Source organism: Actinomadura madurae (genome assembly GCF_047130825.1).
Classification (GTDB): domain Bacteria; phylum Actinomycetota; class Actinomycetes; order Streptosporangiales; family Streptosporangiaceae; genus Spirillospora; species Spirillospora madurae.
Map to the genome: position 1 here is coordinate 1,567,013 of NZ_CP083237.1, position 25,389 is coordinate 1,592,401.

26 protein-coding genes are annotated in these 25,389 nt (G+C 74.8%); 10 read left to right on the forward strand and 16 right to left on the reverse strand.

Translation table 11 applies throughout. The annotated features are described in order from the left end of the window. Nucleotides 1-26 precede the first annotated feature (26 nt). Nucleotides 27-350 (forward strand): hypothetical protein, encoded by a 324-nt coding sequence (locus K8Z49_RS07355; RefSeq protein WP_021596817.1) that lies wholly within the window; start codon nucleotides 27-29, stop codon nucleotides 348-350. Between the two features lie 86 nt (nucleotides 351-436). Here K8Z49_RS07355 and K8Z49_RS07360 read toward each other — a convergent pair whose 3' ends face one another. Next, a complete protein-coding gene (locus K8Z49_RS07360) occupies nucleotides 437-1,873 on the reverse strand; it encodes a PLP-dependent aminotransferase family protein (RefSeq protein WP_021596818.1) in 1,437 nt (478 codons plus the stop codon). Between the two features lie 47 nt (nucleotides 1,874-1,920). On the opposite strand from K8Z49_RS07360, the gene K8Z49_RS07365 reads away from it, so the two are divergent. Further along, nucleotides 1,921-2,649: a phosphodiesterase gene (locus K8Z49_RS07365; RefSeq protein WP_021596819.1), complete on the forward strand. Its 729-nt coding sequence runs from the start codon at nucleotides 1,921-1,923 to the stop codon at nucleotides 2,647-2,649. Here the strand turns inward: K8Z49_RS07365 and K8Z49_RS07370 are convergent. Genes K8Z49_RS07370 through K8Z49_RS07415 form a run of 10 tightly spaced genes read right to left on the reverse strand, consistent with a single transcriptional unit; the run spans nucleotide 2,634 to nucleotide 13,053 of the window. Next, the gene (locus K8Z49_RS07370; protein WP_021596820.1) at nucleotides 2,634-3,422 is read right to left on the reverse strand and encodes an IclR family transcriptional regulator; all 789 of its coding nucleotides are present in this window, start codon (nucleotides 3,420-3,422) and stop codon (nucleotides 2,634-2,636) included. The two genes, K8Z49_RS07365 and K8Z49_RS07370, sit on opposite strands and share 16 nt — an antisense overlap. 22 nt (nucleotides 3,423-3,444) lie before the next feature. Then, nucleotides 3,445-4,914, reverse strand: a complete 1,470-nt coding sequence (locus K8Z49_RS07375; RefSeq protein ID WP_075024186.1) for a dihydroorotase — start codon at nucleotides 4,912-4,914, stop codon at nucleotides 3,445-3,447. Between the two features lie 11 nt (nucleotides 4,915-4,925). Beyond that, nucleotides 4,926-6,317: an FAD-binding protein gene (locus K8Z49_RS07380; protein WP_412517880.1), complete on the reverse strand. Its 1,392-nt coding sequence runs from the start codon at nucleotides 6,315-6,317 to the stop codon at nucleotides 4,926-4,928. After that, entirely contained in the window at nucleotides 6,314-6,961 is a 648-nt protein-coding gene (locus tag K8Z49_RS07385) for an aspartate/glutamate racemase family protein (RefSeq protein ID WP_412517881.1), read from the reverse strand. Before K8Z49_RS07385 ends, K8Z49_RS07380 begins: the two co-directional genes overlap by 4 nt. Then, nucleotides 6,961-8,319 carry an MmgE/PrpD family protein gene (locus K8Z49_RS07390; RefSeq protein ID WP_024935118.1) on the reverse strand — a complete coding sequence of 453 codons (1,359 nt, stop codon included), beginning with the start codon at nucleotides 8,317-8,319 and terminating at the stop codon, nucleotides 6,961-6,963. Before K8Z49_RS07390 ends, K8Z49_RS07385 begins: the two co-directional genes overlap by 1 nt. Continuing rightward, a complete protein-coding gene (locus tag K8Z49_RS07395; protein WP_021599152.1) occupies nucleotides 8,316-9,014 on the reverse strand; it encodes an ABC transporter ATP-binding protein in 699 nt (232 codons plus the stop codon). Before K8Z49_RS07395 ends, K8Z49_RS07390 begins: the two co-directional genes overlap by 4 nt. Beyond that, nucleotides 9,001-9,735 (reverse strand): ABC transporter ATP-binding protein, encoded by a 735-nt coding sequence (locus tag K8Z49_RS07400; protein ID WP_024935117.1) that lies wholly within the window; start codon nucleotides 9,733-9,735, stop codon nucleotides 9,001-9,003. Before K8Z49_RS07400 ends, K8Z49_RS07395 begins: the two co-directional genes overlap by 14 nt. Further along, nucleotides 9,732-10,787: a branched-chain amino acid ABC transporter permease gene (locus K8Z49_RS07405; protein ID WP_021599154.1), complete on the reverse strand. Its 1,056-nt coding sequence runs from the start codon at nucleotides 10,785-10,787 to the stop codon at nucleotides 9,732-9,734. Before K8Z49_RS07405 ends, K8Z49_RS07400 begins: the two co-directional genes overlap by 4 nt. Then, nucleotides 10,784-11,806, reverse strand: a complete 1,023-nt coding sequence (locus K8Z49_RS07410; RefSeq protein WP_081842563.1) for a branched-chain amino acid ABC transporter permease — start codon at nucleotides 11,804-11,806, stop codon at nucleotides 10,784-10,786. Before K8Z49_RS07410 ends, K8Z49_RS07405 begins: the two co-directional genes overlap by 4 nt. Next, nucleotides 11,803-13,053 (reverse strand): ABC transporter substrate-binding protein, encoded by a 1,251-nt coding sequence (locus K8Z49_RS07415; protein ID WP_412517882.1) that lies wholly within the window; start codon nucleotides 13,051-13,053, stop codon nucleotides 11,803-11,805. Before K8Z49_RS07415 ends, K8Z49_RS07410 begins: the two co-directional genes overlap by 4 nt. Nucleotides 13,054-13,294: 241 nt before the next feature. Here K8Z49_RS07415 and K8Z49_RS07420 point away from each other — a divergent pair, with 241 nt between their 5' ends. From K8Z49_RS07420 to K8Z49_RS07435, 4 genes are read left to right on the forward strand one after another with little or no spacing between them, the layout of a single operon-like run. Continuing rightward, nucleotides 13,295-14,488 (forward strand): CaiB/BaiF CoA transferase family protein, encoded by a 1,194-nt coding sequence (locus K8Z49_RS07420; RefSeq protein ID WP_412517883.1) that lies wholly within the window; start codon nucleotides 13,295-13,297, stop codon nucleotides 14,486-14,488. Beyond that, entirely contained in the window at nucleotides 14,485-15,330 is an 846-nt protein-coding gene (locus K8Z49_RS07425; RefSeq protein WP_024935115.1) for an HpcH/HpaI aldolase/citrate lyase family protein, read from the forward strand. The genes K8Z49_RS07420 and K8Z49_RS07425 overlap by 4 nt, the downstream gene beginning before the upstream one ends. Then, nucleotides 15,327-16,139, forward strand: a complete 813-nt coding sequence (locus K8Z49_RS07430) for a cyclase family protein (RefSeq protein WP_412517884.1) — start codon at nucleotides 15,327-15,329, stop codon at nucleotides 16,137-16,139. The genes K8Z49_RS07425 and K8Z49_RS07430 overlap by 4 nt, the downstream gene beginning before the upstream one ends. Further along, nucleotides 16,136-17,530: an MmgE/PrpD family protein gene (locus K8Z49_RS07435; RefSeq protein WP_024935113.1), complete on the forward strand. Its 1,395-nt coding sequence runs from the start codon at nucleotides 16,136-16,138 to the stop codon at nucleotides 17,528-17,530. The genes K8Z49_RS07430 and K8Z49_RS07435 overlap by 4 nt, the downstream gene beginning before the upstream one ends. Nucleotides 17,531-17,550: 20 nt before the next feature. On the opposite strand, the gene K8Z49_RS07440 is transcribed toward K8Z49_RS07435, so the two are convergent. Beyond that, nucleotides 17,551-18,096, reverse strand: a complete 546-nt coding sequence (locus K8Z49_RS07440) for a helix-turn-helix domain-containing protein (RefSeq protein WP_412517885.1) — start codon at nucleotides 18,094-18,096, stop codon at nucleotides 17,551-17,553. A gap of 99 nt (nucleotides 18,097-18,195) precedes the next feature. On the opposite strand from K8Z49_RS07440, the gene K8Z49_RS07445 reads away from it, so the two are divergent. Further along, nucleotides 18,196-18,927, forward strand: a complete 732-nt coding sequence (locus K8Z49_RS07445) for an aspartate/glutamate racemase family protein (protein ID WP_021599690.1) — start codon at nucleotides 18,196-18,198, stop codon at nucleotides 18,925-18,927. Here the strand turns inward: K8Z49_RS07445 and K8Z49_RS07450 are convergent. Then, nucleotides 18,917-20,011: an amidohydrolase family protein gene (locus K8Z49_RS07450; protein WP_412517886.1), complete on the reverse strand. Its 1,095-nt coding sequence runs from the start codon at nucleotides 20,009-20,011 to the stop codon at nucleotides 18,917-18,919. The two genes, K8Z49_RS07445 and K8Z49_RS07450, sit on opposite strands and share 11 nt — an antisense overlap. A gap of 91 nt (nucleotides 20,012-20,102) precedes the next feature. Here K8Z49_RS07450 and K8Z49_RS07455 point away from each other — a divergent pair, with 91 nt between their 5' ends. Further along, nucleotides 20,103-20,597, forward strand: a complete 495-nt coding sequence (locus K8Z49_RS07455) for a MarR family winged helix-turn-helix transcriptional regulator (RefSeq protein WP_177287892.1) — start codon at nucleotides 20,103-20,105, stop codon at nucleotides 20,595-20,597. An 18-nt stretch (nucleotides 20,598-20,615) separates the two neighbouring features. Here the strand turns inward: K8Z49_RS07455 and K8Z49_RS07460 are convergent, their stop codons facing one another. The 3 genes from K8Z49_RS07460 to K8Z49_RS07470 are packed head-to-tail and all read right to left on the reverse strand — an operon-like array spanning nucleotide 20,616 to nucleotide 23,370. Beyond that, the gene (locus K8Z49_RS07460) at nucleotides 20,616-22,052 is read right to left on the reverse strand and encodes an NAD(P)/FAD-dependent oxidoreductase (protein ID WP_111833655.1); all 1,437 of its coding nucleotides are present in this window, start codon (nucleotides 22,050-22,052) and stop codon (nucleotides 20,616-20,618) included. Nucleotides 22,053-22,102: 50 nt separating this feature from the next. After that, nucleotides 22,103-22,690 carry a GNAT family N-acetyltransferase gene (locus tag K8Z49_RS07465; RefSeq protein WP_021600361.1) on the reverse strand — a complete coding sequence of 196 codons (588 nt, stop codon included), beginning with the start codon at nucleotides 22,688-22,690 and terminating at the stop codon, nucleotides 22,103-22,105. Then, entirely contained in the window at nucleotides 22,690-23,370 is a 681-nt protein-coding gene (locus K8Z49_RS07470; RefSeq protein ID WP_024935109.1) for a carboxymuconolactone decarboxylase family protein, read from the reverse strand. The genes K8Z49_RS07465 and K8Z49_RS07470 overlap by 1 nt, the downstream gene beginning before the upstream one ends. Nucleotides 23,371-23,534: 164 nt before the next feature. Here K8Z49_RS07470 and K8Z49_RS07475 point away from each other — a divergent pair, with 164 nt between their 5' ends. Further along, nucleotides 23,535-24,617 carry a GNAT family N-acetyltransferase gene (locus K8Z49_RS07475; RefSeq protein ID WP_024935108.1) on the forward strand — a complete coding sequence of 361 codons (1,083 nt, stop codon included), beginning with the start codon at nucleotides 23,535-23,537 and terminating at the stop codon, nucleotides 24,615-24,617. Beyond that, on the forward strand, nucleotides 24,601-25,383 hold the full coding sequence (locus K8Z49_RS07480) for a class I SAM-dependent methyltransferase (protein ID WP_021595660.1): 783 nt from the start codon (nucleotides 24,601-24,603) through the stop codon (nucleotides 25,381-25,383). Before K8Z49_RS07475 ends, K8Z49_RS07480 begins: the two co-directional genes overlap by 17 nt. The last annotated feature ends 6 nt before the right edge of the window (nucleotides 25,384-25,389 follow it).

Below are 25,389 nucleotides of genomic sequence, written 5' to 3' on the forward strand. Positions count from 1 at the left end.
CCGGTGCCCTTACCACTGGAGGAAGCATGAAGATTCGGACTCCGCTGCGCTCGGCGGCGCTCACCGCCGCCGGCCTGCTCATGGCCTCTGGCCTGGCCGCGTTCGGGCCCGCCGCGACGGCGAGCGCCACGCAGACGACCGCGGCCCAGGCCGCGGTGTCCCACACGTGCCCCTACGGGACGCACTGGAGTTTCCTTCTTCACAGGTGCGTGCGTCACCACGGACACCACCACGGTGGTCACCACCACGGCCACCACCAGCACGGCCACCACCACGGCTGGCACCACGGACACCACCACGGTCACCACCACGGTGGTCACCACCACGGCCACCACTACCACGGCCGCTAAGAGGTAGAGCCTCGCGCGGAATCCGCCGTCTCGCCCACATGGAGCGGGACGGCGGATTCATGCCGTCGGTGAGACGCTCCGGCCGCTCAGGCGAGCGCCGTGCACAGCGCGTCAAGGGCCGGCGGATAGGCGGCGGCGAGTGGGGTGCTGTAGCCGATGATGAATCCCCGCGGCCGTCCCTCGGAGTTCTGCCAGTGGCCGCGGAGGGGCATCAAGGCCAGCCCGAGGGACGCGGCGCGGCGCATGGTCTCGGCTTCGTCCGGACCGCCGGCCGGGAGCAGGATCAGGGCGTGCAGGCCCGCCGCGACGCCCTCGACGCGGACGCGCGGGACGCGCGCACGGAGCGTCTCCACCAGGAGGTCGCGCCGCCGCCGGTAGCGGAGGCGGGAGGCCCGGATGTGGCGGTCGTAGGCGTTCGTGTCGATGAGGTCGGCGAGGACGAGTTGGGCGAGCGACTGGGTGTGGGCGTCGGCGAGGCGCTTGGCCTCCACGAAGGGCTCGACCAGGCGCGGCGGCAGCACCGTCCAGGCCAGGCGCAGCGCGGGGGCCAGGGTCTTGGACGCGGTTCCCCCGTAGACGACGTGATCCGGAGCGTTCCCCTGCAAGGCGCCGACGGGCCGGCGGTCGTAGCGGAACTCGCCGTCGTAGTCGTCCTCCACGAGAAGGCCACCGGTGTCGCGCGCCCAGGTGACGAAGGCGCGGCGGCGCTCCGGGCGGAGGGTGGCGCCGGACGGGTACTGGTGCGCCGGCGTGAGCACGGCCGCGCCGGCCCGTTCGAGCGCCCCGGGTCGTGCGCCCTGGTCGTCCACCGGGAGCGGCACGACGTCCATCCCTGCCCGCCGGACGATCGCACGGTGGAACGGGTGCCCCGGCTCCTCCATCGCGAACGCGGCCGCGCCCGCGTCCCGCAGGACGGAGGCAAGGAGGCCGAGGGACTGGGCATAGCCGGAGGTGATCACGATCCGCGCCGGGTCGGCGTGGACGCCCCGGGCCCGTCCGAGGTAGCCGGCCAGCGCCTCGCGCAGCTCGGGACGGCCGCGCGGATCCGTGAGCGCGTGCGCCTCGGGCGGCGCCGTCGACAGGACACGGCGGGTCGATCGCAGCCACGCCGCGGACGGGAACGTGCTCAGGTCGGGCCGTCCGGGCAGCAGATCGTGTGCCGGCGGCTCCGTGCGCGGCCGGTCCGCCGAGGCGGGAAGGCCGGCCTCGGCGGAAGCGAGTCCGGCCCAGACCGGCGGGGCCGGAGAGCCCCCGGGGCGCACGTGGTCCGCCACGCGCGTGCCGGAGCCGGGGACGGCGACGATGTGGCCTTCGGCGGTGAGCTGGTCGTAGGCGGCGCTCACGGTGCCGCGCGAGAAGCCGAGTTCCGCGGCGAGGGCGCGGGTCGAGGGGAGCGGTGCGCCGGGGGCGAGGCGTCCGGTGCCGATGGCGGCGCGGAGGGCGCGTTCCAGACCGGCCCGGCGGCCGCCGGACGCATCGATGTCCAGATGCAGGTCGACGGAACCGGACCAGGATTTCGGCATGTGACCGGATCTTAGTTCTGGTCCGGTGGCGGCCTAGATTCGCCGGCATGATTGTTATCGCCCAGCTCAGCGACACGCATCTGGACGGCGGCCACCGGAGCTTCGAGCGCACCGCGCGGGTCATGGACCACGTGAACGCCATGCCGGTCGACGCCGTCCTCGTCACCGGAGACATCGCCGACCACGGCGAGCCCGCCGAGTACGTGCGGGCCCGGAAGGTTCTGGCGTCCCCGCATCCGGTGCTCATGTGCCCCGGCAACCACGACGTGCGCGGCCCGTACCGGGAGGTCCTCCTGGACGAGCCGCCCACCGGCGGCCCGGTCAACCGGGTCTACAAGATCGCGGGTGCCACGTTCGCGATGTGCGACTCGTCCGTCCCCGGAGAGGATCACGGGCTCCTGGACGACGAGACGATCGGCTGGCTCGACCGGCGGCTCGCGGAGGCGCCCGGAGAACCGGCGTTCGTCTGCTTCCACCATCCGCCGGTGAAGCTGGGGATCCCGTACGTGGACGAGATCCGCCAGTTCCAGGAGGAGCGCCTGGCCGAGGTCATCGCCCGCCATCCGCAGGTGGTGGCGGTGCTGTGCGGGCATGCCCACACGGCGGCGGCCACGGCCTTCGCGGGACGGCCGCTGCTCGTCGCGCCGGGTGTCGTGTCCACCCTCACCCTGCCCTGGCAGGGCGGGGACATCGCCGACCACGGCGCTCCCCCAGGCCTGGCGTTCCACGTCCTGGACGACGAGGGCCGCCTGACCACGCACTACCGCACCGTGTAGCGGTGCGTCGTCCAGGTCCGGGTGATCTGCTCGGCGGCGTCGCGGACGAGCGTCCGGTAGCGGTCGACGGCCTCCGGGGTGAAGCGGTGCCGCGGGCCGCACACGCTGATCGAGCCGTGCACCTCGCCGTCCGGGCCGAAGAGCGGCGCGGCGACGGATCCGGCGTCGGCCTGGCGTTCCCCGAGGGAGACGGCGACTCCCTCCCGGGACGTCGCGGCGAGCTGGTCCCGCAGGGCCGCCTCATCGGTGACGGTCCGCTCGGTCAGCGCCGCCAGCGGACGGGCCAGGATCGCCTCGCGCCGCTCCTCGGGCAGGAAGGCGAGGATCACCCGGCCCGAGGAGCCGGCGTGCAGCGGGAAGCGCCGGCCCACCTCGACGGTCATCTTGACCTCGCGGGGGCTCTCGAACTGGTCGAGGTAGACCCGCTCGTCCCCGACGAGCCCGGACAGCGTGGTCGTCTCGCCGGTGTCGTCCCGCAGGCGGCGCAGGACGGGCGCGGCGGCCTGCCGGACGTTGAAGGCGCGCAGCGCGCTGACGCCGAGGGCGACGGCGGCGGGCCCGAGCCGGTAGCCGGACGAGCCCGCCTCCAGCATCTCCCGCGACACCAGCGACTGCAGGATGCGGTAGACGACGGCCTTGGAGATGCCGAGCTCGCGGCTGATCGCGGTGACGCCGAGGTGCTCGGGGCCTCCGGCGAACAGCAGCAGCACGTCCGCGACGCGCCCGGCGACCTCGGTTCCCCCCGAGGGTGGAGCGGCGGTCTGATCGGTCACTGGACGATCCTAGGGAACGGGCTCACCGGCCGCGGCGCAGGTAGCGCCCGACCGGGTCGCCGGCGACGCGGCCGCCCGCGTACACGTGGTGGCCTCGGACGAAGGTGTCGGTGACCCGGGCGGTCATGGCGAACCCCTCGAACGGCGTGTACTCCTGCGCGGACTCGGAGTCGGCGGCGCGGACCGTCCAGGAGGCGTCCGGGTCGACCAGCGCGATGTCGGCGTCGTAGCCCTCGGCGATGGCGCCCTTGCGGAGCAGGCCGTAGCGGCGGGCCGGGTTCCAGGACGTCAGCCGTGCGACGCGCTGGAGCGGCAGGCCGCGCTTGAGCCCCTCCCCGACGAGCCCCGGCAACAGGTACTCGGCGCCGCCGAAGCCGGACTTGGCGAGGAAGACGTCGTCGCGGTCGGCGCCGAACTTCATCTCGTCGCGGCAGCAGGCGTGGTCGCTGACGACCCAGTCGACCTCGCCGGCGAGCACGTGCCGCCAGAGCGCCTCGACGTCGGCGCGGTCGCGCAGCGGCGGGTTGACCTTGCCGCCGAGTCCGTGCGCGGTGTCGACGTCGGCGAGCAGGTGCCCGATGGTGACCTCGCGGCGGAAGTCGACGTGCGGGAACGCGGCCGCCATGGTGAGCGCGGCCGACAGCGCCTTCTCCGACGACAGGTGCAGGAGGTTGATGTTGGGCAGGCCCGTCTCGTGCGCGAGGTAGGACGCGATCGTGACGGCGAGCCCCTCCGAGTGCGGCGGGCGGGACGCGCTGTAGGCGCGCAGCCCGCTGAGGGACCCGTCGTCCTCGACCATCCTGGTGTAGGCGGTCATGATCTCGGCGGTCTCGCAGTGCAGCGACAGCGAGATGTGCGGCGCGTACTCCGCGAGCCGCTCCCGGGCCTTCTGGACGCCGCGCATGACGAACTCGAAGTGCGCGAGGTCGTAGCGCTCGTCCGGCGGCGTCATGAGGAAGTCGCTCTGGCTGGACGAGCGTCCGTGCAGGCCGTGGCTCCCGTAGAACATGAAGATCTTGAACGAGGTGACGCCGTGCTCCTCGACGAGGTACGGGATCTCGCCGATGTGCTCGGCCATCATCGGCGCGAGGTGGAAGGCGTAGTCGACGTGGGCGTTGCCCTGCGCGGCGCCCAGCACCTCGGGGAAGAACTCGCGGTACGGCCCGCCCTTGTTCAGGTAGTACTGCCCGGTGCGCATGTAGGTCAGGGACGTGGTGACGCCGCCCTGGGCGCCGGCGCGGCTCTCGCTGCGGGTGTCGGTGGCGAGGTCGTTGTAGATGCCCCAGTGCTGGTGGGCGTCCACGACGCCGGGGAAGGCGAGCCGTCCGCCCCCGTCGACCACGGTGGCGGCGTCGTCGTCCGGCAGGCCGGGCGCGACGCGGACGATGGTGCCGTCGTTCGCCGCGATGTCCGCGAGCTCGGGCTCGGTGCCCTCGGGCGCGTCGGGGCGGACCACCCGCACGTTCTTCAGCAGCAGCTCGGTAGTCGCCATGAGATCTCTCCTCAGTTCTCGCGGGTGGTCATGTGGGCGGCTCGCTCACGGGCGACGGCGCCGGCCGCGAGGTAAGCGAGCCCGAAGGCGGGCAGCAGGCCGTTGCCGGGCAGGTACCCGCCGGCTCCGTGGCCGGAGATCCCGGCGGCGGCGCCGCCCGCCGCGTACAGGCCGGGGATGGGGCGGTCGTCCGGGTCGACGACGGCCGCGTCCTCGTCGACGAGCAGCCCGCCCTGCGTGTGGAACAGGGCGGGGACCACGCGGACCGCGGCGTACGGAGGGGCGAGCGGCCGTTCCCAGTGGGTGCGGCCGTGCTCGTCGGGACGTTCGCCGCGCGCGGCGGAGGCGCTCGCCGCGAGCTCGGCGGCGAGGGCTCCGGCGGGCAGGCCGGTGGCCTCGGCGAGTCCCTCGGCGTCGTCCGCCCGGACGAGCACCCCCGACTCGACGGTGTCGCGGAAGTCCTTGAACCGCTCGCACTGCCCGGCGACCGTCTCGTCCAGGACGATCCAGCCGGTGCCGCCGGGCCGGGCGGCCAGCTCGGCGGCGTACTCGGAGTAGCCGCGGGTCTCGTTCCCGAACCGGCGCCCGCCGAGGTCGACCATGATCGCGCCGTGGATGACGGTGGCCCAGCCGACCAGGGTGCCCGCGCCGGCGGCGACGGCGCCGTGGCCCTGGTAGGCGTCCAGGTAGCCGGTGGCGGCGCCGAGGCCGCGGCCGATGCGCAGCGCGTCGCCCAGGGACTGGTCACCGCCCTGGTAGAGGGCACCGGCGATCTCCGGCAGGTGGCGTTCCACGAGCGCGCGGTCGGCGCCGAAGCCGTTGGTCGCGAGCAGCACGGCGCCGGTCGGGATGTCCTCGCGCGTCCCGTCCGGGTACTGGACGACGGCGGCGCGCACCGCGCCGTCCGGGCCGGTGCGCACGTCCACGAGCCTGGCCGGGACGAGCAGGTCGATGTCCGGATGGTCGCGGACGCGGCGGGCGAGGTGGTCGATCACGGTGGAGCCGTGCCGTCCGGGCACGGAGTGGCAGCGCGGTACGGAATGCCCGGGGTAGTTGAAGTCGGTCACCAGGGACAGCGGCAGCCCGGCCGAATCGGCGAGCCATTCCACGAGGGGGCCGCTGACGCCGGCGAGCGTCCGGGCGAGGTGGGCGTCCGCGTGTCCCCCGGTCTTGGCCATGATGTCGGCCACGAAGCGCTCCGGCGAGTCGCCCACACCTTCGGACGCCTGCCAGCGGGAGCCCGCGCCGGGGAACATCGCGGTGGACATCGAGGTGTTGTTGCCGCGCCGGAAGTGCTCGCTCGCCTCGACGACGAGCACGGTGGGGCCGAGTTCGGCGGCGCGCAGCGCCCCGGCGAGGCCGCCGCCCGCGCCGGCGACGACGAGGTCGGGACCGCCCGTCACGCGCTCCTCCCCATCGTCGTCAGGGTCATCAGCTTCAGTGCGAGGGCCGTGGGATCGACGACGCGGGCCGCGAACCGGTCCTCCTCGACGTCGACGGCCGAGCAGCCGTTGATCACGGCGGCGGCGCCGGCGGCGGCGAGCGCGTCCACGGCCTCGGCGAGGGCGGCGTTCCAGGCGTCGGCGTCGGCGATGGCGTCGAACGGCAGGTCCAGGACCGCGATCCCGGCGACATAGGCCTCCAGGCCGTAGTCCTTGAGACGGCGCCCGAGCTCCGCGCCGATCGCCTCGTTCCGCACCACCGTCCCGAACCGGACGTTCGCCGTGGCAAGGTGCATACCGCTCAGCTTAAGCAGCCCGTTGACCGGAACGCCCTGGTCAGAAGCCGGGCCGTCCGGGACGGCCGGGTCGAGCACGCAGTCGGGGAACGCGACGTCGAAACCCTGCCCCACCCCCGCCAGCGCGGCGGCGACCTCCCGTTCGGACGCCCGGACCGACGCCTCGTCGTCCAGGGATCCGGGCGCGGCCGGGCCGACGTCGCGCAGCTCGACCGCGAGGCCGGGCGGGGCGAGCCGGTCGTAGCGGGCCTGCCTGCGCCGGATCTCCTCCGGCGGCAGGTGGATCGGCGTCACCGCCAGTGCGCGCATCAGTGCGGCTCCTTCGTCTCGTCGCCGGCGAGCCCGCGCAGGGGCTCGCCGACGTGGTCCAGGGCGGGCAGGGCGCGGGCGAGGGCCGCCGCGCGGTCCACCAGGCCGGCGCGTCCGGGCAGCCAGCCCTTGAGCAGCGCCAGGACGTCCTGTTCGCCCAGCGGGTCGTGGTCGGCGTCGCCGACGGGGTTCGGCACCTCGCGGGTGCGGGTCGTCCCGTCGTCCAGCGAGACCGTGACGCGGGCGGCGCGCTCGTCCGGGAGGCGCGCGGTCAGGTCGGCCGCCTCCGCCAGCCGGACGCGCCGCGCCAGCGCCCGCAGGGCCGGGTCGCCGGGGTCGGTGCGCGGCCCGACCTCGCCGTGAAGCAGGGCCGCGGCGACGGCGAACGGCGTGGAGAACATCGCCGACAGCCGGTTGTCCCACTCCGCCGAGGCCAGGCCGGCGCCGAGCGCGTGCGTCTCGACCAGGATCCCGGTGATCCGGGACGGATCGAGGCCGCCGCGCAGGCCGAGCACCGCGTCGGCGGCCGGGTGGGTGAACGAGCAGGAGGCGTGCCGCTTGAAGTAGCCGCGCGTGATGTCCCAGCGCTCGCCGAGGCCGCCGGTCAGCTCGGACGGCTCGAACCCGCCCAGCAGGCTCCCGAGGGAGAGCGCCGCCGTGCCGGTGTTGCGGGCGATCCCGGCGGCCGCCATCCGCGCCGCCACCAGGCCGGACATGTTGGCGGCGCCCATCCACGCGTCCCGCACCGGGTTGCCGTCCGTCGCGGACGCGAAATGGCCGGCGACCGGCAGCCCGGCCCCCGTGTCGATCGCGGCGGCGACCGCGTCCGGGCCGAGGCCGAGCAGCCGCGCGCACCCGGCGGCGGCGCCCGAGACGCCCCAGCTGCCGTGCGGATGCGCGCCGGGCCGCAGCCGCGTCGCCCGCCCGAACCGGGACGCGACCTCGTAGGCGGCGAGCAGCGCGGCGGCGGTGTCGGGTCCCGAGGCGTCCAGCTCGCACGCCAGCGCCAGGACGGCCGGGAAGCCGTGCGCCGCGGGATGCCCCTTGGCGTACTTGTTGCCCTCGTCCAGTTCGAGGCGGACGAGGGCCATCGCGTTCAGCCAGGCGGCGGCGTCCACCGGCACGCACCGGCCGCCGCCGATGAGCGGGGCGGGCCCGCCGGGAGCGTTCCAGGACGAGCGCACCGCGCGCATGCCGTCCTGCCCGGCGCCGAGGGCGGTCACGCCCGCGACGTCGAGCAGGACGAGCGACAGCCGGTCGAGCACCGGCGCCGGAACGCCGGCCGCGTCCAGGCGGGCCGCCCACTCCCCCAGCCGGGCCGTGGCCGTCCGCGCGTCCGTCGAAGCCGCGTTCCTCACAGGCCCAGGTACGCCTTCCTGACCTCGGCGGACCCGGCCAGCTCGCCGCCCGTGCCGTGCAGGACGGTCGACCCGCTCTCCATGACGTAGGCGCGGTCGGCGATGCCGAGGGCCTGCTTGGCGTTCTGCTCGACGAGCAGCACAGCCACGCCGGAGTCGCGGATCCGCTTGACCGCGTCCAGCACCGCCCACGTCAGCTTCGGCGACAGGCCGGTGGACGGCTCGTCGAGCATCAGCAGCTTCGGCCGGGCCATCAGCGCGCGGCCGATCGCGAGCATCTGCTGCTGCCCGCCGCTGAACGTCTGCGCGACCTGCGTGCGGCGCTCGGCGAGGACGGGGAACAGCTCGAACACCTCGCGCAGGCCGGCGGCGGTCTCGGCGGGGCACGTCCAGGCGCCCATCCGCAGGTTCTCCTCGACGGTGAGCGTGCCGAACAGGGCCCGCCCCTCGGGGACGTGCACGAGCCCGTCCCGGACGAGCTGGTCGGGGCGCCGCCCGGCCGTCGCCGTCCCGCCGAACGTGATCGTGCCGGACTCCGGGCGCAGCTGGCCGCAGATCGCGCGCAGCGTCGTGGTCTTGCCCGCGCCGTTCGCGCCGACGAGCGCGACGATCTCGCCCTCGTCGAGCCGCAGGTCGACCTCGTGCAGGATCCGCATCCGCCCGTAGCCGGCGCAGAGCTTGTCAAGCCTCAACATCGCCGGGCTCCTCTCCGAGGTACGCCTCGATCACCCGGGGATCGGAGGTGACCTCCTCGGCCGTTCCGGTGGCCAGCACCCGGCCCTGGTCCAGGACGAGGACCCGGTCGGACAGCCGCATCACCGCGGCCATGATGTGCTCGATGAACAGCAGCGTCGTGCCGTCCTCCGAGCGGAGCGCCGCGAGCAGGTCCAGGACGGGTTCGCGCTCGGCCGGGACGAGCCCGGCGAGCACCTCGTCCAGCAGCAGGACCTTCGGCCGCATCGCCAGTGCCCGCGCGAGTTCGAGGCGCTTCAGCCCGGCGGTGGGCAGCTCGGTGGCGTTGCAGTGCGCCCACGGCCCGAGGCCGACGCGCTCCACGACGTCCAGCGAGCGCCGGCGCAGCCGGTGCGGCGACTGGCGCCGGTGCTGGGCGGCGAGGCCGACGTTCTCCAGGACGGTCATGCTCCCGAACGGCCGCATCAGCTGGAACGTCCGGACCATGCCGGCGCGGGCGATGCGGTCGGGCGAGGACCCCGTGACGTCCCGGCCGCCGAACACCACCCGTCCCGCGTCGGGGGCGAGGGCGCCGGAGACGACGTCGAACAGCGTCGTCTTCCCGGCTCCGTTGGGGCCGATGATGCCGAGGATCTCGCCCTCCCCGACCTGGAAGTCGATCTCCGACAGCGCCCGCAGGCCCCGGAAGCCCTTGCCGACGCCGGTCACGGTGAGGATGCTCATCTGCGCCACCTCTCGGCGATCGTGCCGACGATGCCCTTGGGCAGCAGCCGGACGATCAGGATCAGCAGGACCGCGTAGACGGCGACGTCCAGCCCGCTCCGTCCCTGCAGGAAGCTCAGGGAGTCGGGCGGCGTCCGCAGCAGGGTGGCGGTGACGTCCGACAGCGCGCCGAGGATGACCGCGCCGACGACCGGGCCCCAGATCGTGCCGATGCCGCCGATGACGACGGTCGCGATCGCCTGGATGGACACCGCCGACCCGAACGCCAGGTCCGGGTTCACGAACAGGTAGTACTGCGTGTAGAAGGCGCCGGCGACCGCGGTGATCGCGGCCGACAGGGCGACCGTGACCAGCTTGTACCGCATCACGGGCGTGCCGAGGGACGCCGCGGCGAGCTCGTCGTCGCGGATGGCGGTGACGTAGCGGCCGGTCCGCGAGTGCAGGAACAGGATGCTGACGAGGGCGGCCAGGCCGGCCAGGCCGAGCGCGATCCAGAAGTAGGCGGGCGAGTCCGCCGCGAACTGGATCTTCCAGAACGACGCGCCCTGGATCAGCGGGACGGTGAACCCGACCGCCTTGTTGGTGAACTCCGTCGTCGTGACGACCAGCCGGAGCATCTCGGCGAACGCGAACGTCGCCAGCGCGAAGTAGGCGCCCTGCAGCTTGTAGCGGAACGCGAAGAAGCCGATGACGACGGCGACCGCGGCGGCGACCGCCATCCCGGCGAGCATCCCGATCCACGGCGACACGTTGTGCTCGACCAGCAGGTAGGCGCTGGTGTAGGCGCCGAGGCCGAAGAACGCGGCGTGCCCGAAGCTGAACATCCCGCCGAACCCGCTCATCACGTTCCAGCCGATGGCCATCAGCGCGAAGATCAGGATGCGAACGGCGACGGCGCCCTGCGCGGGCGGCAGCACCAGCGGCAGCGGGATCGCGGCCACCAGCAGCACCGCGAGGACGGCGACCTGCCGGTTCTGCGGCCGCAGCGGCGGCGCCTTGGCCGGGCGGGCGGCGCCCGCGCCGGAGCGGCCGGTCAGGGTGATGCCCGTCATGACCGCCTCCCGAAGAGCCCCTGCGGCCGGAGGAACAGCACGACCAGGAAGACGGCGAACACGCCGAGCAGCGAGCTCTGGCCGTCCATGTAGATCGTGGTGAGCTGCTCGACCAGCCCGATCAGCAGCCCGCCGGCGAGCGCGCCGGCGACGTTGCCCATGCCGCCGAGCACCACGACGACGAACGCGGTGATGTTGAACTGCTCGCCGAGCGTCGGCGTGACCGTGACCAGCGGCGCGGCCAGCACCGCGGCGGCCCCGGCGCAGGCCGTCCCGATCGCGAACGTGAGGGTGTGGACGCGCCGGACGTTCACGCCGACCAGTTCGGCGCCCTGCCCGTTCGCGGCGACCGCGCGGATCGCCGTCCCGAGCCGGGTGCGGCGCAGCAGCCAGAACAGCGCCGCGCCGATCAGGATCGCGCCGAGGAAGGCGTACAGCCGGGCGCCGGGGACGACCGCGCCGAACAGCGAGAACTGGAAGTCGCCGGGCAGCGCGACGTTCTTGGGCTCGGCACCGAAGAACATCAGCAGCCCGTTCTCCAGCAGCAGCGACAGGCCGAGCGTGATGAGCAGCTGGTTCTCCAGGGACGCGCCGCCCGTCCCGCTGAGCAGCCCGCGGTGCGCGACCGCGCCGATGAGGAACAGCGCCGGCACGGCGACCAGCAGGGTCAGGTAGGGGTGCAGGCCGGTGCCCTGCACGACGCCGAACGCGATGAACATCGCGATGGCGAGCAGCGCGCCGTGCGCGAAGTTGACGATGTCCAGCACGCCGAAGATCAGCGTGAGGCCCATCGCGATCAGGCCGTACAGCCCGCCCATCAGCAGGCCGGTGACCACCGACTGCCAGACGACCAGGCCGCTGCCGGACTTGACCAGGGCGACCGCGATCGCGGCGGCCACCAGGCCGCCGGTGACGGCGGCGCGCTTGAGGAGGGCCCCGGTCCCGTCGCCGCCGAGGAGGGGGCGGCGGGGGGCAGCGGGGGCGGGAGGGGACTGGGCCTTCGTTCCTGTGTCGCTCATGACCGCCACGTCACCGAGTAGTTGGGCTGGGATTCGGCCTTCTCCTGCGGATAGACCTGCTTGACCTGGCCGCCCTGCACCTGCATGAGGACGGGCAGGGCGTTGCCGTTGTCCCCGTTGGGGGCGAAGGTGATCGGGCCGGCGCCGACCGTGAGGGGCTCGACCTTCGAGGACGCGATGGCGTCGCGCACCTTCTCCGCGTCGGTGGTGCCCGCGCGCTCCACGCCCTGCGCGATCACCTGGACCGCGTCGTAGGCGAGGACCGCGCCCGTGCGCATGGGGGCGCCGTAGCGCCGCTGGTAGTCCGCCCGCAGCCGGGCCGTCTTCGGGTTCCTGGCGTCGAAGTGGTAGTTGGTGCTGAAGATCCGCTCGGCGGTGGCGCCGCCGTCGGTGACGAACTTCGGCTGGTCGTAGGCGCCGTTCGAGACGCCCCAGACCGCGTTCAGGTCCGGTTTCACCGCGGCGACCGCCTTGGCGGCGAGCAGGCTGTCGCGGTAGTAGCCGGCGACGGCCAGCACGTCCGCGCCGGACGCCTTGACCTGGGTGACCTGCGCGGTGAGGTCGGACACGGTGAGCGCGTCGTAGCTGATGTCGGGGCCGACCTCGATGCCGAGCCTTCCCGCCGCCTTGGCGAACGCCTCGGCGGCGCCGCTGCCGAAGTCGGTCTGTTCGTGCAGGAACGCGACCTTCCGCACGGGCCTGCCCGCCCGGTCCGACACCTCCTTGAGGTAGCGGGCGGCGGCGCCCGCGATGGCCGCGCTGCCGGGCTGGACCCGGAACGAGTACCGGTAGCCGTTCGCGAAGATCGCGTCCGAGGCGGTGACGTCCATGACGAACGGCACCCGGTTGCGTTCGGCGACGACCGCGACGTTGGTGCTGACGGCGCTCTGGTAGGTGCCGACGAGCCCGACCGCCCCTTCGGAGATGAGCCGCTGGGCCTCGCTCTGGCCGACCTCCGCCTTGCCCTGGGTGTCGCCCGTCTCCAGCTCGACCTCGCGTCCGCCGAGGGACCTGATGCCGCCCGCGGCGTTGATCGCCTCCACCGCCATCTGCGCGCCGCGCCGCATCTGCTGGCCGTCGACCGCGTTGGCGCCGCTGACCGGATGCAGCGCACCGATCTTCACCGGGCCCTCGTCGCGTCCGGCCGCCACTCCGGCCGCGCCGGACGGCGCCGAGCCGCCGCAGCCGGCCGCGGCCAGCAGGACCGCGCACGTCGCCAGCCCGGCGGCGAGCTTTCGAGCCGACATTCATCTCTCCTGCCGCTCTGCCCGATGCTCCACCCTCGTGTGTTCCGCTAGGAGGAACAGCAGGTCACTGATGCGCCATCGTGGCACCCGTCACGCCGCCCGGTCAATATCTGGGGCTAACTTGACGTAACTCAACAGGCAGTGCCAATTTGGAAAGTCCGGGGCGCGTCCGCGAACCGGCCGAATCACCGACAACCGTTTCTCCCAGCGGAACGATCTTCCTGTGAAGGCGGTACCGTCCATGACCGACGCCCACGCCCTGTCCGGAGTCCGGGTCCTCGACGCGGCCACGCTGTTCGCCGGCCCGCTCGCCGCGACGCTGCTCGGCGACTTCGGGGCCGAGGTCATCAAGATCGAGCACCCGAGGGGCGACCCGGTGCGCAGTCATGGCGCGCGGCGGGACGGCGTCGGGCTCTGGTGGAAGATGCTCGGCCGGAACAAGAAGGCGATGACCCTCTACCTCGGCTCGCCCGAGGGCCAGGACCTGTTCCGCCGCATGGCCGCCGACGCCGACGTGGTGATCGAGAACTTCCGGCCGGGGACGCTGGAGCGCTGGGGCCTCGGCTACGACGAGCTGCGCAGGACCAACCCGCGGCTCGTCCTCGCGCGGGTGACCGGGTTCGGGCAGACCGGACCGTACGCCGGGCGGCCCGGGTTCGGGACGCTCGCCGAGGCGATGAGCGGGTTCGCCGCGATCACCGGGGAGCCGGACGGCCCGCCGACCCTGCCGCCGTTCGGCCTCGCCGACGGGATCGCCGCGCTGACCACCGCGTTCGCGGTGATGACGGCGCTGCGGGCGCGGGAGGCGACCGGCGAGGGGCAGGTGGTCGACCTGGCGATCATCGAGCCGATCCTCACCCTGCTCGGCCCGCAGATCATCACCTACGACCAGCTCGGCGAGCTGCAGGCCCGCACCGGGAACCGCTCCCACAACAACGCGCCGCGCAACACCTACCGGACCCGCGACGGCGGCTGGGTCGCGATCTCCACCAGCGCCCAGTCGATCGCCGAGCGCGTGATGCGGCTGGTCGGCCGGCCCGAGCTGATCGACGAGCCGTGGTTCGGCACCGGGGCCGAGCGCGCCGCGCACGCCGACGTGCTGGACGAGGCCGTCGGCTCCTGGATCGCCGCGCGCGACCGGGACGAGGTCGTCACGGCCTTCGAGGAGGCGCAGGCCGCGGTCGCGCCCGTCTACACCGCCGCCGACGTCATGGCCGACCCGCAGTTCGAGGCGCTCGGCACCATCGCGACCGTCCCCGACGACGAGCTCGGGCCGGTGCGGATGCAGAACATCCTGTTCCGGCTGTCGCGGACCCCGGGGCGGATCGCGTCGGCCGGGCCTCCGCTCGGCGCGCACACCGCCGAGATCCTCGCCCGGTACGGGGTGGACGAGGCCGGCCTGGACGACCTGCGCGGCAAGGGGGTGATCAGGTGACGCCCCGCTCCTGGCTGTACGTCCCGGGCGACCGGCCGGACCGCATCGGCAAGGCGCTCGCGTCGGGCGCGGACGCGGTGGTCCTCGACCTGGAGGACGCGGTCGCCCCGTCCGCCAAGTCGGGGGCGCGGCGCACCGTCCTCGACACGCTCACCGCCGGGCACGCCGCCCACGTGCGGATCAACGCGCCCGCCACGCCGGACGGCGCCGACGACATCGCCCTGCTCGCGAGCGCGCCGGGCGGGCTCGCCGGGGTCCGGATCCCCAAGTGCGAGGACCCGGGCGAGCTGCGCCGCGTCGCCGGCGCGCTCGGCGTCCCGGTGTTCCCCCTCCTGGAGTCGGCCCTCGGCGTCGAGAACGCCCTGGCTCTCGCGACCGCGCACCCGCTGGTCGCCGGGATCTCGCTCGGCGAGGCCGACCTGGCCGCCGACCTGCGGGTGTCCGGCGGCGACGCGCTGGCGTGGCCGCGGTCCCGGGTGGTGGTGGCGGCGCGGGCCGCCGGGCTCCCGTCCCCGCCGCAGAGCGTGTGGACCGCCGTCCGCGACCTGGACGGGCTCCGCGCCGACACCCTCGCCGGGCGCCGCGCCGGGTTCTTCGGCCGCTCGGTGATCCACCCCGCGCAGATCCCCGTCGTGCACGAGGCCTGCGCGCCCGACCCCGGCGACGTCGCCTGGGCGCGCGAGCTGATGAGCCGGCTGACCGAACGCGGCGACGCCGCGTGGATCGACTCCACCGGCCGGTTCGTGGACAGGGCCGTCGTCGAGCGCGCCGCCTGGGTGCTCGACGCCGCCGCCTCCGCCGAGTCCGCCGCCCGCCCCCTCAAGGAAGGCCGCACCCCATGACCGACCCGCTCCTCGCCGCCGTGGCCGGAGGAGTCCGGCTCATCGAGCTGGGCCAGCCGTTCTTCACCGGCATGCCCTGCTCCCCCAACCATCCGGGGTTCCGGATGACGCTGATCCGGCGGCACGGCGACATGGAGCGCCCCGACGGCGGCTCCGCCGCCAACGAGATCATCGTGACGGGCGGGCACGTCGGCACGCACATCGACGCGCTCTCGCACGTCAGCCACGACGGGGAGCTGCACGGCGGGGTCTCCGCGGCCGACGCGCAGCGCGGGGGCGTCTTCACCCGGCACGGGGCCGAGAACCTTCCCGGCCTGCTCCGCCGGGGCGTCCTGCTGGACGTGGCGGCCGTCCACGAGGTGGCGACGCTGCCGCCCGGCCACGGCGTCACGGCCGAGGACCTCGACCTCGCCGCCAAGCGCGCGGGGGCCGAGCCCGGGCCGGGCGACGTGGCGCTGATCCGCACCGGATGGGCCCGCACCTTCGGCGACGCGACCGCCTACCTCGGCGAGGAGACCGGCGTGCCGGGCGCGACGCCGTCCGCCGCGCGGTGGCTGGCCGAGCGGGGGGTCGTCGCGACGGGCGCCGACACGACCGCCTACGAGCAGATCCCCGAGGGCGCGGGCCACGCGGTGCTGCCCGTGCACCGGATCCTGCTGGTCGAGTCGGGGATCTTCATCCTGGAGCACCTGAACCTGGAGGCGCTCGCCGAGGCCCGGCTGCACGAGTTCGTGTTCGTGCTGGCCCCGCTGCGGATCAAGGGCGGGACCGGCTCTCCCGTCCGCCCCCTCGCCGCGGTGTCGGCATGACGCCCGTCCAGCGGCTCGCGGACCTGGCGGCGTCCGCCGCCTCCCGCGGCCTGCCCGCGGAGCTGCGCGCCGACGCCGCCCGCCGCGTCCTGGACGCGCTCGGCAACAGCCTGGCGGCCACCGGGGAGCGCCCGGCCAGGGCCGTCGGGGAGCTGGTCGCCGAATGGGGCGGGGCCGGCCGCGCCACCGCGATCGGCACCGGCGCGCGGCTCCCCGAGCCGAGCGCCGCCCTGCTCAACGGGACGCTCGCCCACTCGCTGGACTTCGACGACACGCACCTGCCGTCCGTCCTGCACCCGTCGGCGTCCGTGGTGCCCGCGGCGCTGGCCGTCGCGGAGGCGCGGGGGGCGGGCGGGGCCCGGCTGCTGGACGCGGTCGGGGCCGGCGTCGAGATCACCGTGCGGCTCGGCATGGCCGGGTACGACCGCGAGCTCGGCAACTCGGTGTTCTTCGAGCGCGGCCAGCACGCCACGGCGATCTGCGGGGCGGTCGGCGCCGCCGCGTCCGCCGCCGTGCTGTCCGGCCTGGACGCCGCCGGGATAGCCGACGCCATGGGCATCGCGGCGAGCATGGGCGCGGGGATCCTGGAGGCCAACCGCACCGGCGGCACGGTGAAGCGGATTCACTGCGGGTGGGCCGCGCACGCCGCCGTGACCGCCGCCGGGCTCGCCCGCACGGGGATCACGGGGCCGCCGACCGTCCTCGAAGGCCGGTTCGGCCTGCTCCAGGCGTTCTGCGGCGACCGGGTCGACCTGGACGCGCTCACCTCCGGCCTGGGCGAGCACTGGGAGCTTCCCGGCATCTTCTTCAAGCCGTATCCGTGCAACCACTTCACGCACGCCGGCATCGACGCCGCGCTGCGGCTGCGCGCCCGCGGCCTGGACCCAGGCGACGTCGAGTCGATCGAGCTGGGCGCGCCGGGCCCCGTCCTGCGGACGATCGGCGAGCCGCACGAGGACAAGGTCCGTCCCGAGTCCGGGTACCACGCCGCGTTCTCCGGCCCGTACACCGTCGCGGCGGCCCTCCTCGGCGGCGGCGGGCTCGGGGTCTTCCACGAGGACTTCACCGACGAGGCCGCCGCGGACCCCCGCCGCCTGGCGCTGGCCGCCAAGGTCCGCTGCGTGCCGGACGCCCGCTGCGACGAGATCTTCCCGCACCAGTTCCCGGCCGTCCTGCGCGTCCGCACCCGGGAGGGGGCGCTCCTGGAGGAGCGGGTGGACGCCAACAGGGGCGGGCCGGACGACCCGCTCTCGGCGGACGAGCTGGCGACGAAGTTCCGGCTGAACGCCGTGCGGCGTGTCACGGAGTCCCAGGCCGAGCGGATCACCGACATCGCCTACGGTCTCGCCGGCGTGGAGGACCTGCGCTCGCTGACGTCCCTGCTGGCCTGACCTCGGATCCCGGCCTGACCTCAGATGTGCTCCATCAGGTAGATCGCCGAGGTGCCGGGGGCCAGGGCCTCGAAGACGTGCGGGGCGTCGCCGGGGTAGGTGATGTAGTCGCCGGGGGCCAGTTCGACCGGCTCGGCCGAGGGCCCGGCGAGGGCACGGCCCGCGCTCAGGACGACGTGCTCGGTCGTGCCCGGTGGATGGGGATCGGAGAGGCGCGGCGTCCCGGGCTCCGCGGTGACGCGGTAGAGGTCGCGGCGGGCGTTCGGCGGGCAGGACGCGAGCAGCGCGGCCGTGTAGTCGGACGTGTCCGAGTGCGCGGCGGGCCCCTCCCCCGCGCGGATCACCCGGACGGCCGGGCGCGGCGGATCGACCAGGCGGCTGAACGGGACGTTCAGGGCCGTGCCGAGGGCCCAGAGGGTCTCGACGCTCGGGTTGCCGGTGCCCGACTCCAGCTGGGAGAGCGTCGACTTCGCCAGCCCGGCCCGCCTGGCCAGCTCGGTCTGGGAGAGCCCGGCGCGCTCGCGCTCGCGGCGGATCGACGCGGCGATCCGTGCGATGAGGTCCATGCGTTCGCTCCAGACGTCCACATATTCGGTTCGACGAACATTCTCGGGTATGTTCAGGCTACTGGACGATTGTTCGCCATATCGAACGGGAGCGGGCCCATGAGGCATCTCGGCATCCTCGCCCACAGCGCCGAAGGCGCCGCGCTGTGTTTCCGGACCTTCTGCCAGGAGGGCTTCCGGGAGCTCGGCCCCGACGACCATCCGGATGTGACGCTCGACCTCATCGCGCTGGCGCGCAGCATGCCCGCGTGGGACGCCGGGGACCACGACTCGATCCGGGAGACCCTGGCCGAGAGCGTCCGGCGGCTCGCCGCGGCGGGCGCGGACTTCTTCGCGTGCCCGGACAACACCGCGCACATGGCGCTGGAACGCCCCGGCGGCGACCTGGCGCTGCCCGGACTGCACATCGCGCGGGTCGTCGCCGACCGGGCCGCCCGCGACGGCCGCACGCGCGTCGGCGTGCTCGGCACCCGCTACACCATGGACGGCCCCGTCTACCCGCGCGAGCTGGCCGCGCGCGGCATCGCCGCCGAGGTCCCCGAGGCCGCCGACCGGGAGACCGTCAACCGGATCATCTTCGAGGAGCTGGTGAACGGGGTCGTCACCGAGGACTCCCGGCGCGAGTACGTCCGGATCATCGGCCGGCTCGCCGAGCGCGGCTGCGACGCCGTCGCGCTGGTGTGCACCGAGATCCCGCTCCTGGTCGCGCCGGAGGTCTCGCCGCTGCCGACGCTCGACTCCACGCGCCTGCTGGCCCGCGCCGCGTTCGACGCGGCGGTGGGCCGCCGCGCCATCCCTACCTGGCGCGGCGGCCCGGCTCTCACCGCCTGAGCCGCCTCGCCAGGGTCGGCAGGAGGCGCAGCGCGTTCTCCCGGACGACGGCGGCGCGCGCCCGCCGGCTCAGCGACGGGTCGCGGTCGAGCAGCGCCGTCGTCCTGTCCACTTCGGGACGCTCGACCTGCGGCCAGTCGGTGCCGAAGAGCAGGCGCCCCGCTCCCGCTGCTGCCAGCAGGCTGGGCGTCGCGTACGGCGAGGCGGGCATGGCGGTGTCGTAGTAGAAGCGCCGCACGGCGCGCCGGAACGCCCCGGGGCTCGGCCCCTCGCCCTGGCGGCCGGCGTGCTCGACCCGTCCGCCAAGGTAGGGCAGGAAGCCCCCCGCGTGGGAGAGGATCACCGACAGGCGCCGGTGCCGGTCGAGGGTGCCCGCGTTGATCAGGCTGAGGGCGGTGCGGGTGGTGTCGAGCATGAAGTCGGCGATCCACTCGTCGATCCCCGGGACGGGCCGCGCGTCGGCGAGGCCCACCGGGTGGGTGAACACGACCGCGCGGCGCCGGTCCAGCTCGGCGAACAGCGGCTCGAACACGGGGTCCCCCAGATAGCGGCCGCCGGCGTGGGTCATCAGTAGGACGCCGTCGGCGCCCAGCTCGTCCAGGGCGTAGGCGGCCTCCTTGATCGCCACATCGACGTGGAACAGCGGCAGGTAGGCGAAGAAGCCGAACCGGGTGGGATGGTCGCGGACGAGGCCCGCCAGCGACTCGTTGACCACGCGCGTCCCCGAGACGGCGGTCTTCCGGTCGCGCAGCGCCTCGGGCGGCGCGGGCGCCGAGGCCACCCCGGCGGCGATGCCGAGGGCGTCCATGGTGTCCAGGGTCCGGTTCAGGTCCCACCGGCCCCAGTTCGGCCCGCCTTCGGGCGGCAGCAGGCCGTGCTCGATCGCCCACTCCCTGAGCGCGGGCGGCAGCGCGTGGTGGTGGGTGTCGATCCGTCCCCTCCGCTGGCCGCTCCCCGGCGCCGCGGCGGCACCGGCCGGACCCAGCCCGGTCACGGCGGCGGCGGCACCGGCGGCCGCGGCCGACGCCAGCACCCGCCGGCGGCTCGGCCCGCCACTCGAACGGTCGTCGTCCTCGGCGCGCATACGTGCCTCCAACCTCTCGTCGAAGCGGCCACTAGGATCATACGAGAACATCTTATATGAGACTATATGATCGGCCCCTAATATCTGGAGGGTGGACACCCAATCTCCGGAGCCGACCGCGCTCGGCGACCCGCGGACCGACGACGCCGCGCTGGGCTTCCTGCTCGCCTCCGCCCACCAGGCCGCGCGCGGCGCGCTGGGCGACGAGCTGCGGCCGCTGGGGATCGAGACGAGGCATTTCGCCGTGCTGTCCGCGCTCGACCGGCTCGGGCCCACCAGCCAGCGGCGCCTCGGCGCGCTCCTCGGCCTGGACAAGTCCGCGGTCGTCCGGATCATGGACGAGCTGGAGCGGCTCGGGCTCGCGGTGCGCAACAGAAGCGCCCACGACCGGCGCGCCTACGCGATCGAGCTGACCGCCGAGGGCCGGCGGCGCGCGCGCTCGTCCGCGGAGACGGCGGGCGCCGTCGGGGGGCGGCTGTTCGGACGGCTCTCCCCCGCCGACCGCGAACGGCTCGTCGCGCTGCTCGCCGGCATCGTGGAACGCGCGGCGGCGCCGGCGTCCGGCGAGGAATCCGGGCGCTCCTGACCTTGGGCGGGCGCCTCGTCAGTGGCCGGTGATCCGGTCGGCGAGGAGGGCCAGGGACGACGTCCGCGCCGACCCGGCGGACGACTCGCGGGCGTCGGCCGCGCGGTAGAGGGCGTACATCGCGTGGACGCCGAGCCAGCGCAGCGGTTCCGGCTCCCAGCGGCGGACGCGCCGGTCCACCCAGGGCAGCGCGGTCAGCTCGGTGTCCTCCCCCAGGACGAGGTCGCGGAAGGTGCGGCCCGCGAGGTTCGCGCCGGCGACGCCGTGCCCGGTGTAGCCGCCGGCGTGGCCGAGGCCGGTCGCGGGGTCGAGCACGACCGTCGCGCACCAGTCGCGGGGGACGCCGAGAACACCCGACCAGGCGTGGTCGACCCGCCCTTCGTCGGCGACGGCGGGGAACATCGCGGTCAGCGTCGTCCAGAGCGCGTCGATCGTGGACGGCTCGGTGCGGCCCCCGTCGTCGATGCGGGACCCGTAGCGGTACGGGCGGCCCCGGCCGCCGAACGCGATCCGGTCGCCGGCGGTGCGCTGGGCGTACATGTAGTAGTGCGCCATGTCGCCGAGCAGCTCGCGGCGCTCCCAGCCGATCGCCTTCCAGGTCCGGGCGGGCAGCGGGGTGGTGACGATCATGGAGCTGTTCATCGGCAGCCAGTCGCGGCGGTGCCCGGGGAGCCCGGCGGTGAACCCCTCGGTGGCGCGCAGGACGTACCCGGCGGTGACGGTCCCGTACGGCGTGACCGCGGCGGCGGGCCCGCCGGTGCGGCGGGGGTTGATGCGGACGACGGGCGTCCCCTCGTAGATCCGCACGCCGAGGTCCCGGACCGCCCGGGCGAGGCCGCGGACGAGCGCGGCGGGCTGCGCGCGGGCGCAATGCGGGCTCCAGGCGGCGCCGGTGGCGCCCTCGACGCGCAGCCGGTCGTCGCGCTCGCCGGCGGGCAGCGGGACGAGGTCGTCGTCGGTCCAGCCCCAGCAGCGGGCCTCGGCGACCATGGCGGCGAGCCGGGCGCGCTGGGCGGCGTTGCGGGCGACGTGCAGGACGCCGCCCTTGACGAGCCCGGCGTCGATGCCCTCCTCGGCGGCGACCCGGACGACCTCGTCCACCGCCCCGAACATGGCGCGCTGCAGCGCGATCGCGGCCGGCCGGCCGTGCCGGGCGGCATAGCGCTCCCGGGACCCGGCGATCTCGCCCAGCACCCAGCCGCCGTTGCGGCCGGACGCGCCGAACCCGGCGAACTCGCGCTCCAGCACGACGATCCGCAGGTCGGGGCGGGCTCGCTTGAGGTAGTAGGCCGTCCAGAGCCCGGTGTACCCGGCGCCGACGACGCACACGTCGGCGGTGCGCGGGCCCGGCAGGCGGGGCCCGGGGACCGGGCGCCCGGCCTCCCGGTACCAGAAGGACACGCCGCCGTTGACGAAGCCGGGGGCGAGCGGCACCCGGCCCGCAGAGGAACTCATGGGCTCATACTGCTGTATTCGGCACCAAAATCAACCGTTGACAACGGAATCTATGGGACCGCGTCGACAATTCGACGGGATCCGATCCAGCGCGACCGGTCGGCCGCGTAATAGGCGGCGCCGTCCGGACCGGCCGGCCCGTCCCGCCACCGGCGCATCCCGAGCTGCAGGGCGATCTCCGCCGACGCGGCGTTGGCCGTGTCGATCTCGGCGGTGATCCGGTGCACCCCGACCACCCCGAACGCGTAGTCGAGCACCGCGCGGGACGCCTCGGCGGCCAGGCCCTGCCCCCAGTGGTCCGGCTCCAGGCTGTAGAGGATCTCCACGTCCACGCCGTGGCCGAGCGGCCCCTCGTGGTGGCTCAGCCCCGCCACGCCGACCAGCGGGTCGCCCGGCACCGGGTCGTCGACGCCCGCGGACCAGCGGGCGGGGCGCAGCGCCCACAGCCCGTACCCCTCGGTCGCGAAGTCCCGCTCGCTGGCCTCGATGATCTCGCTGACCTGGACGGGCGTGACCATCCGGTCGTCGAACAGGTGGCGCCGGACGAGCGGCCCCGTCCAGTGCGTCAGCAGGGCGCGGTGGTCGCGCATCGACACCGGGTGCAGGACGAGCCGCACCGTGCGCAGCACCTCAGTCATCAGTCATCGCCGTCCCCCGCGGCGGGTTCCGCGGGCCATTCGGGCGCGGGCTCGCCCTCCGGGACGCCGACCCGGAAGACGCGCAGCTGCAGCGCGAGCGCCTGGTAGTAGCCGACGAGCGCGACCAGCTCGACGACGGCCGCGCGGCCGAGCGTCGCGGCGGCCTCGGTGAACACCGCGTCGGCGAGGTCGCCCTCGGCGGCGAGCTGCCGCGCCGCCTCGTACACCACGCGCTCTCGGACGTCGGCGAACATCGGCGCGCGGCCCTGGCGCAGCGCGTCCATCTCGTCGTCGCCGAGCCCGTGCCGGCGCCCGATCCGCTCGTGCGCGTACCACTCGTAGTCGGACCGGGCGTGCGCCGCGACGACCAGCGTCGCGATCTCCCGCTCGCGCTTGGTGAACCCGGTCCGGAAGCGCAGCGCGGCGCCGAGGTCCTGGAGCGGGAGCCCGACGGCCGGGCTGTACAGCATCGCGTTGAACGGGCCCTGGAGCCGGCCGATGTCGTCGGCGAGCCCGAACGGCGGGGTGCGGCCGGCGGCGCGGGGACCGCCCGTCACCGCCTCGTACACGGCTCGCTGCTCGTCGCTGAGCGAGCCGGGGAGCAGCAGCGGCAGCCGCGTCGTGGACGGGCCGGGCCGCGGTCGATCGTTGACGTGCTCACCGCTCACGGGGTCGATCACTTACCGCACGCTAGGCGGTCGGCGCGGGCGGCTCAACCCCCCGTCCGGAATGTGAAACCCCTGGCACACGATGACGTAGCGGTCGCGTAACACGGGTCGGCGAGCCTGGTCGGCGACCGCACCGGGCACGAACGGGGCTCCCGGACCCCGGAGGGAACGTTCCCATGCCGCTGTTCCGCATCCGCACCGAGATCGAGGACCGGCCCGGCCGGCTGGCCCTGCTCACCGCCGCGCTGGGCCGGCGCGGCGCCAACATCCTCGGGCTGTCCGTCCAGCTCGACGCCGACGGGGTGGTGGACGAGTTCATCGTGGACGTGCCGCGCGGCGGCGCGGACGCGCGGACCCTCGCCGAGACGCTGGGCGCGGCGGGCGGGGCGCGCACCGCGGTGCTCCCGGCCCGGCCGCACGAGCTGGTGGACGAGCCGACCCGCGCCCTCGCCCTGGCCGCCCGCCTGCGCGCCGAGCCGCACGCGGTGCCCGAGGTCCTGGGCGAGCTGCTGCGCGCCGACGAGGCGCGGTGGGCCGCGCCCGCGGGTGCGGCCCCGGAGGGGCGCGACCCGGACCGGTGCGTCCTGGACGTGCCGGTCCGCGGCCGTTCCGTGCGGCTGCGCAGGTTCGGGCTGCCGTTCACCGCGACCGAGGCGGCGCGGGCGGACGCGCTGGTGCGGGCCGCGCTGCCCGCCGCGCCCCGCCGCCCCGCGTCCCGCCGGATCGTGCTGCGCGACGGCACGCAGGTGGTCGTCCGGCCGATCGAGCGGCGCGACGCCGAGGCCGTCCGGGCGCTGCACGAGCGCTGCTCGCAGGACAGCCGGAGGATGCGGTACTTCAGCCCCGAGCCGTACCCGCCGCGGCGGGTCATCGAGCGGTTCTGCGACCGGTCGCGCGGCCTGACGCTGGTCGCGGAGGGACCGGACGGGTCGCTGCTCGCACTCGCCCACCTCATCCACGTCGTCGATCCGGGCGTCGCGGAGCTCGCGTTCCTGGTCGAGGACGCCTGGCAGGGGCGGGGGCTCGGCCGCGGGCTCGCGGGGCTGCTGCTGGCGCTGGCCCGCGACCGCGGCCTGGTCGAGGTGCGCGCGACGGCGCTCAGCGAGAACGCGCGGATGCGGCGGCTGCTGACCTCGCTCGGCGGGCGGACGCGCCGCACCGGGGACACCGCGGTCGTGGAGATCAGGCTGCGGCTCGACGGCCGCCCCGCCGGGACCGACGGCGCGCTGGCAGGATGGGCGGGTGAGCGGCATCTATGACGACCCGTGGGCGTACGAGCTGGCGTGCTCGTTCCGCGACGTGCCGGCCGAGGTGGAGGTGCTCCTCGCCTGGTGCGCCGAACGGGGCGCGGCGCCCGCGACGGTGCTGGAGCTGGCCGCCGGGCCCGCCGAGCACGCCCGCGAGTTCGCCCGCCGCGGGGTGGCCGCGACCGCGCTCGACCTCAACCCGCGGATGTGCGCCCACGCCGCCCGCCGGGCCGAGCGCGGCGGCGTCGGGCTGGAGGTCGTCCAGGACGACATGACGCGGTTCGACCTCGGCCGCCGGTTCGACCTCGTCGTGACCATGCTGGACTCCACGTCCCACCTGATGACGCTGGACGCGTTCGTCGCGCACCTGCGCCGCGTGGTCGCGCACCTGGCGCCCGGCGGCCTCTACATCGTGGAGATGTCGCACCCGCGGGACCGGCTGGGCGACGAACCGAGCGTCAGCACGGGGTGGACGGTCGAGCGGGACGGCGTCCAGGCGAGCGTGCGGTGGGGCGAGCCGTCCGACCGGCTGGACCCGGTCACCCAGATCGCCGACGACCACGTCACCATGACCATCACCGGGGACGGCGCGACGCGCGTGATCCGCGACGTGGTGCCCTACCGGTTCTGGAGCGCCACCGAGCTGGACGCCGCGGTCCGCCTCGCCGGCGGCCTGGAGGCGGTGGCGCGGTACGGCGACTTCGGGGCCGGCGAGGACGCGGTCGCCCTCACCGACCCCGAGGCCTGGCGCATGATCACGCTGCTGCGCCCGAGCTGAGGCCCT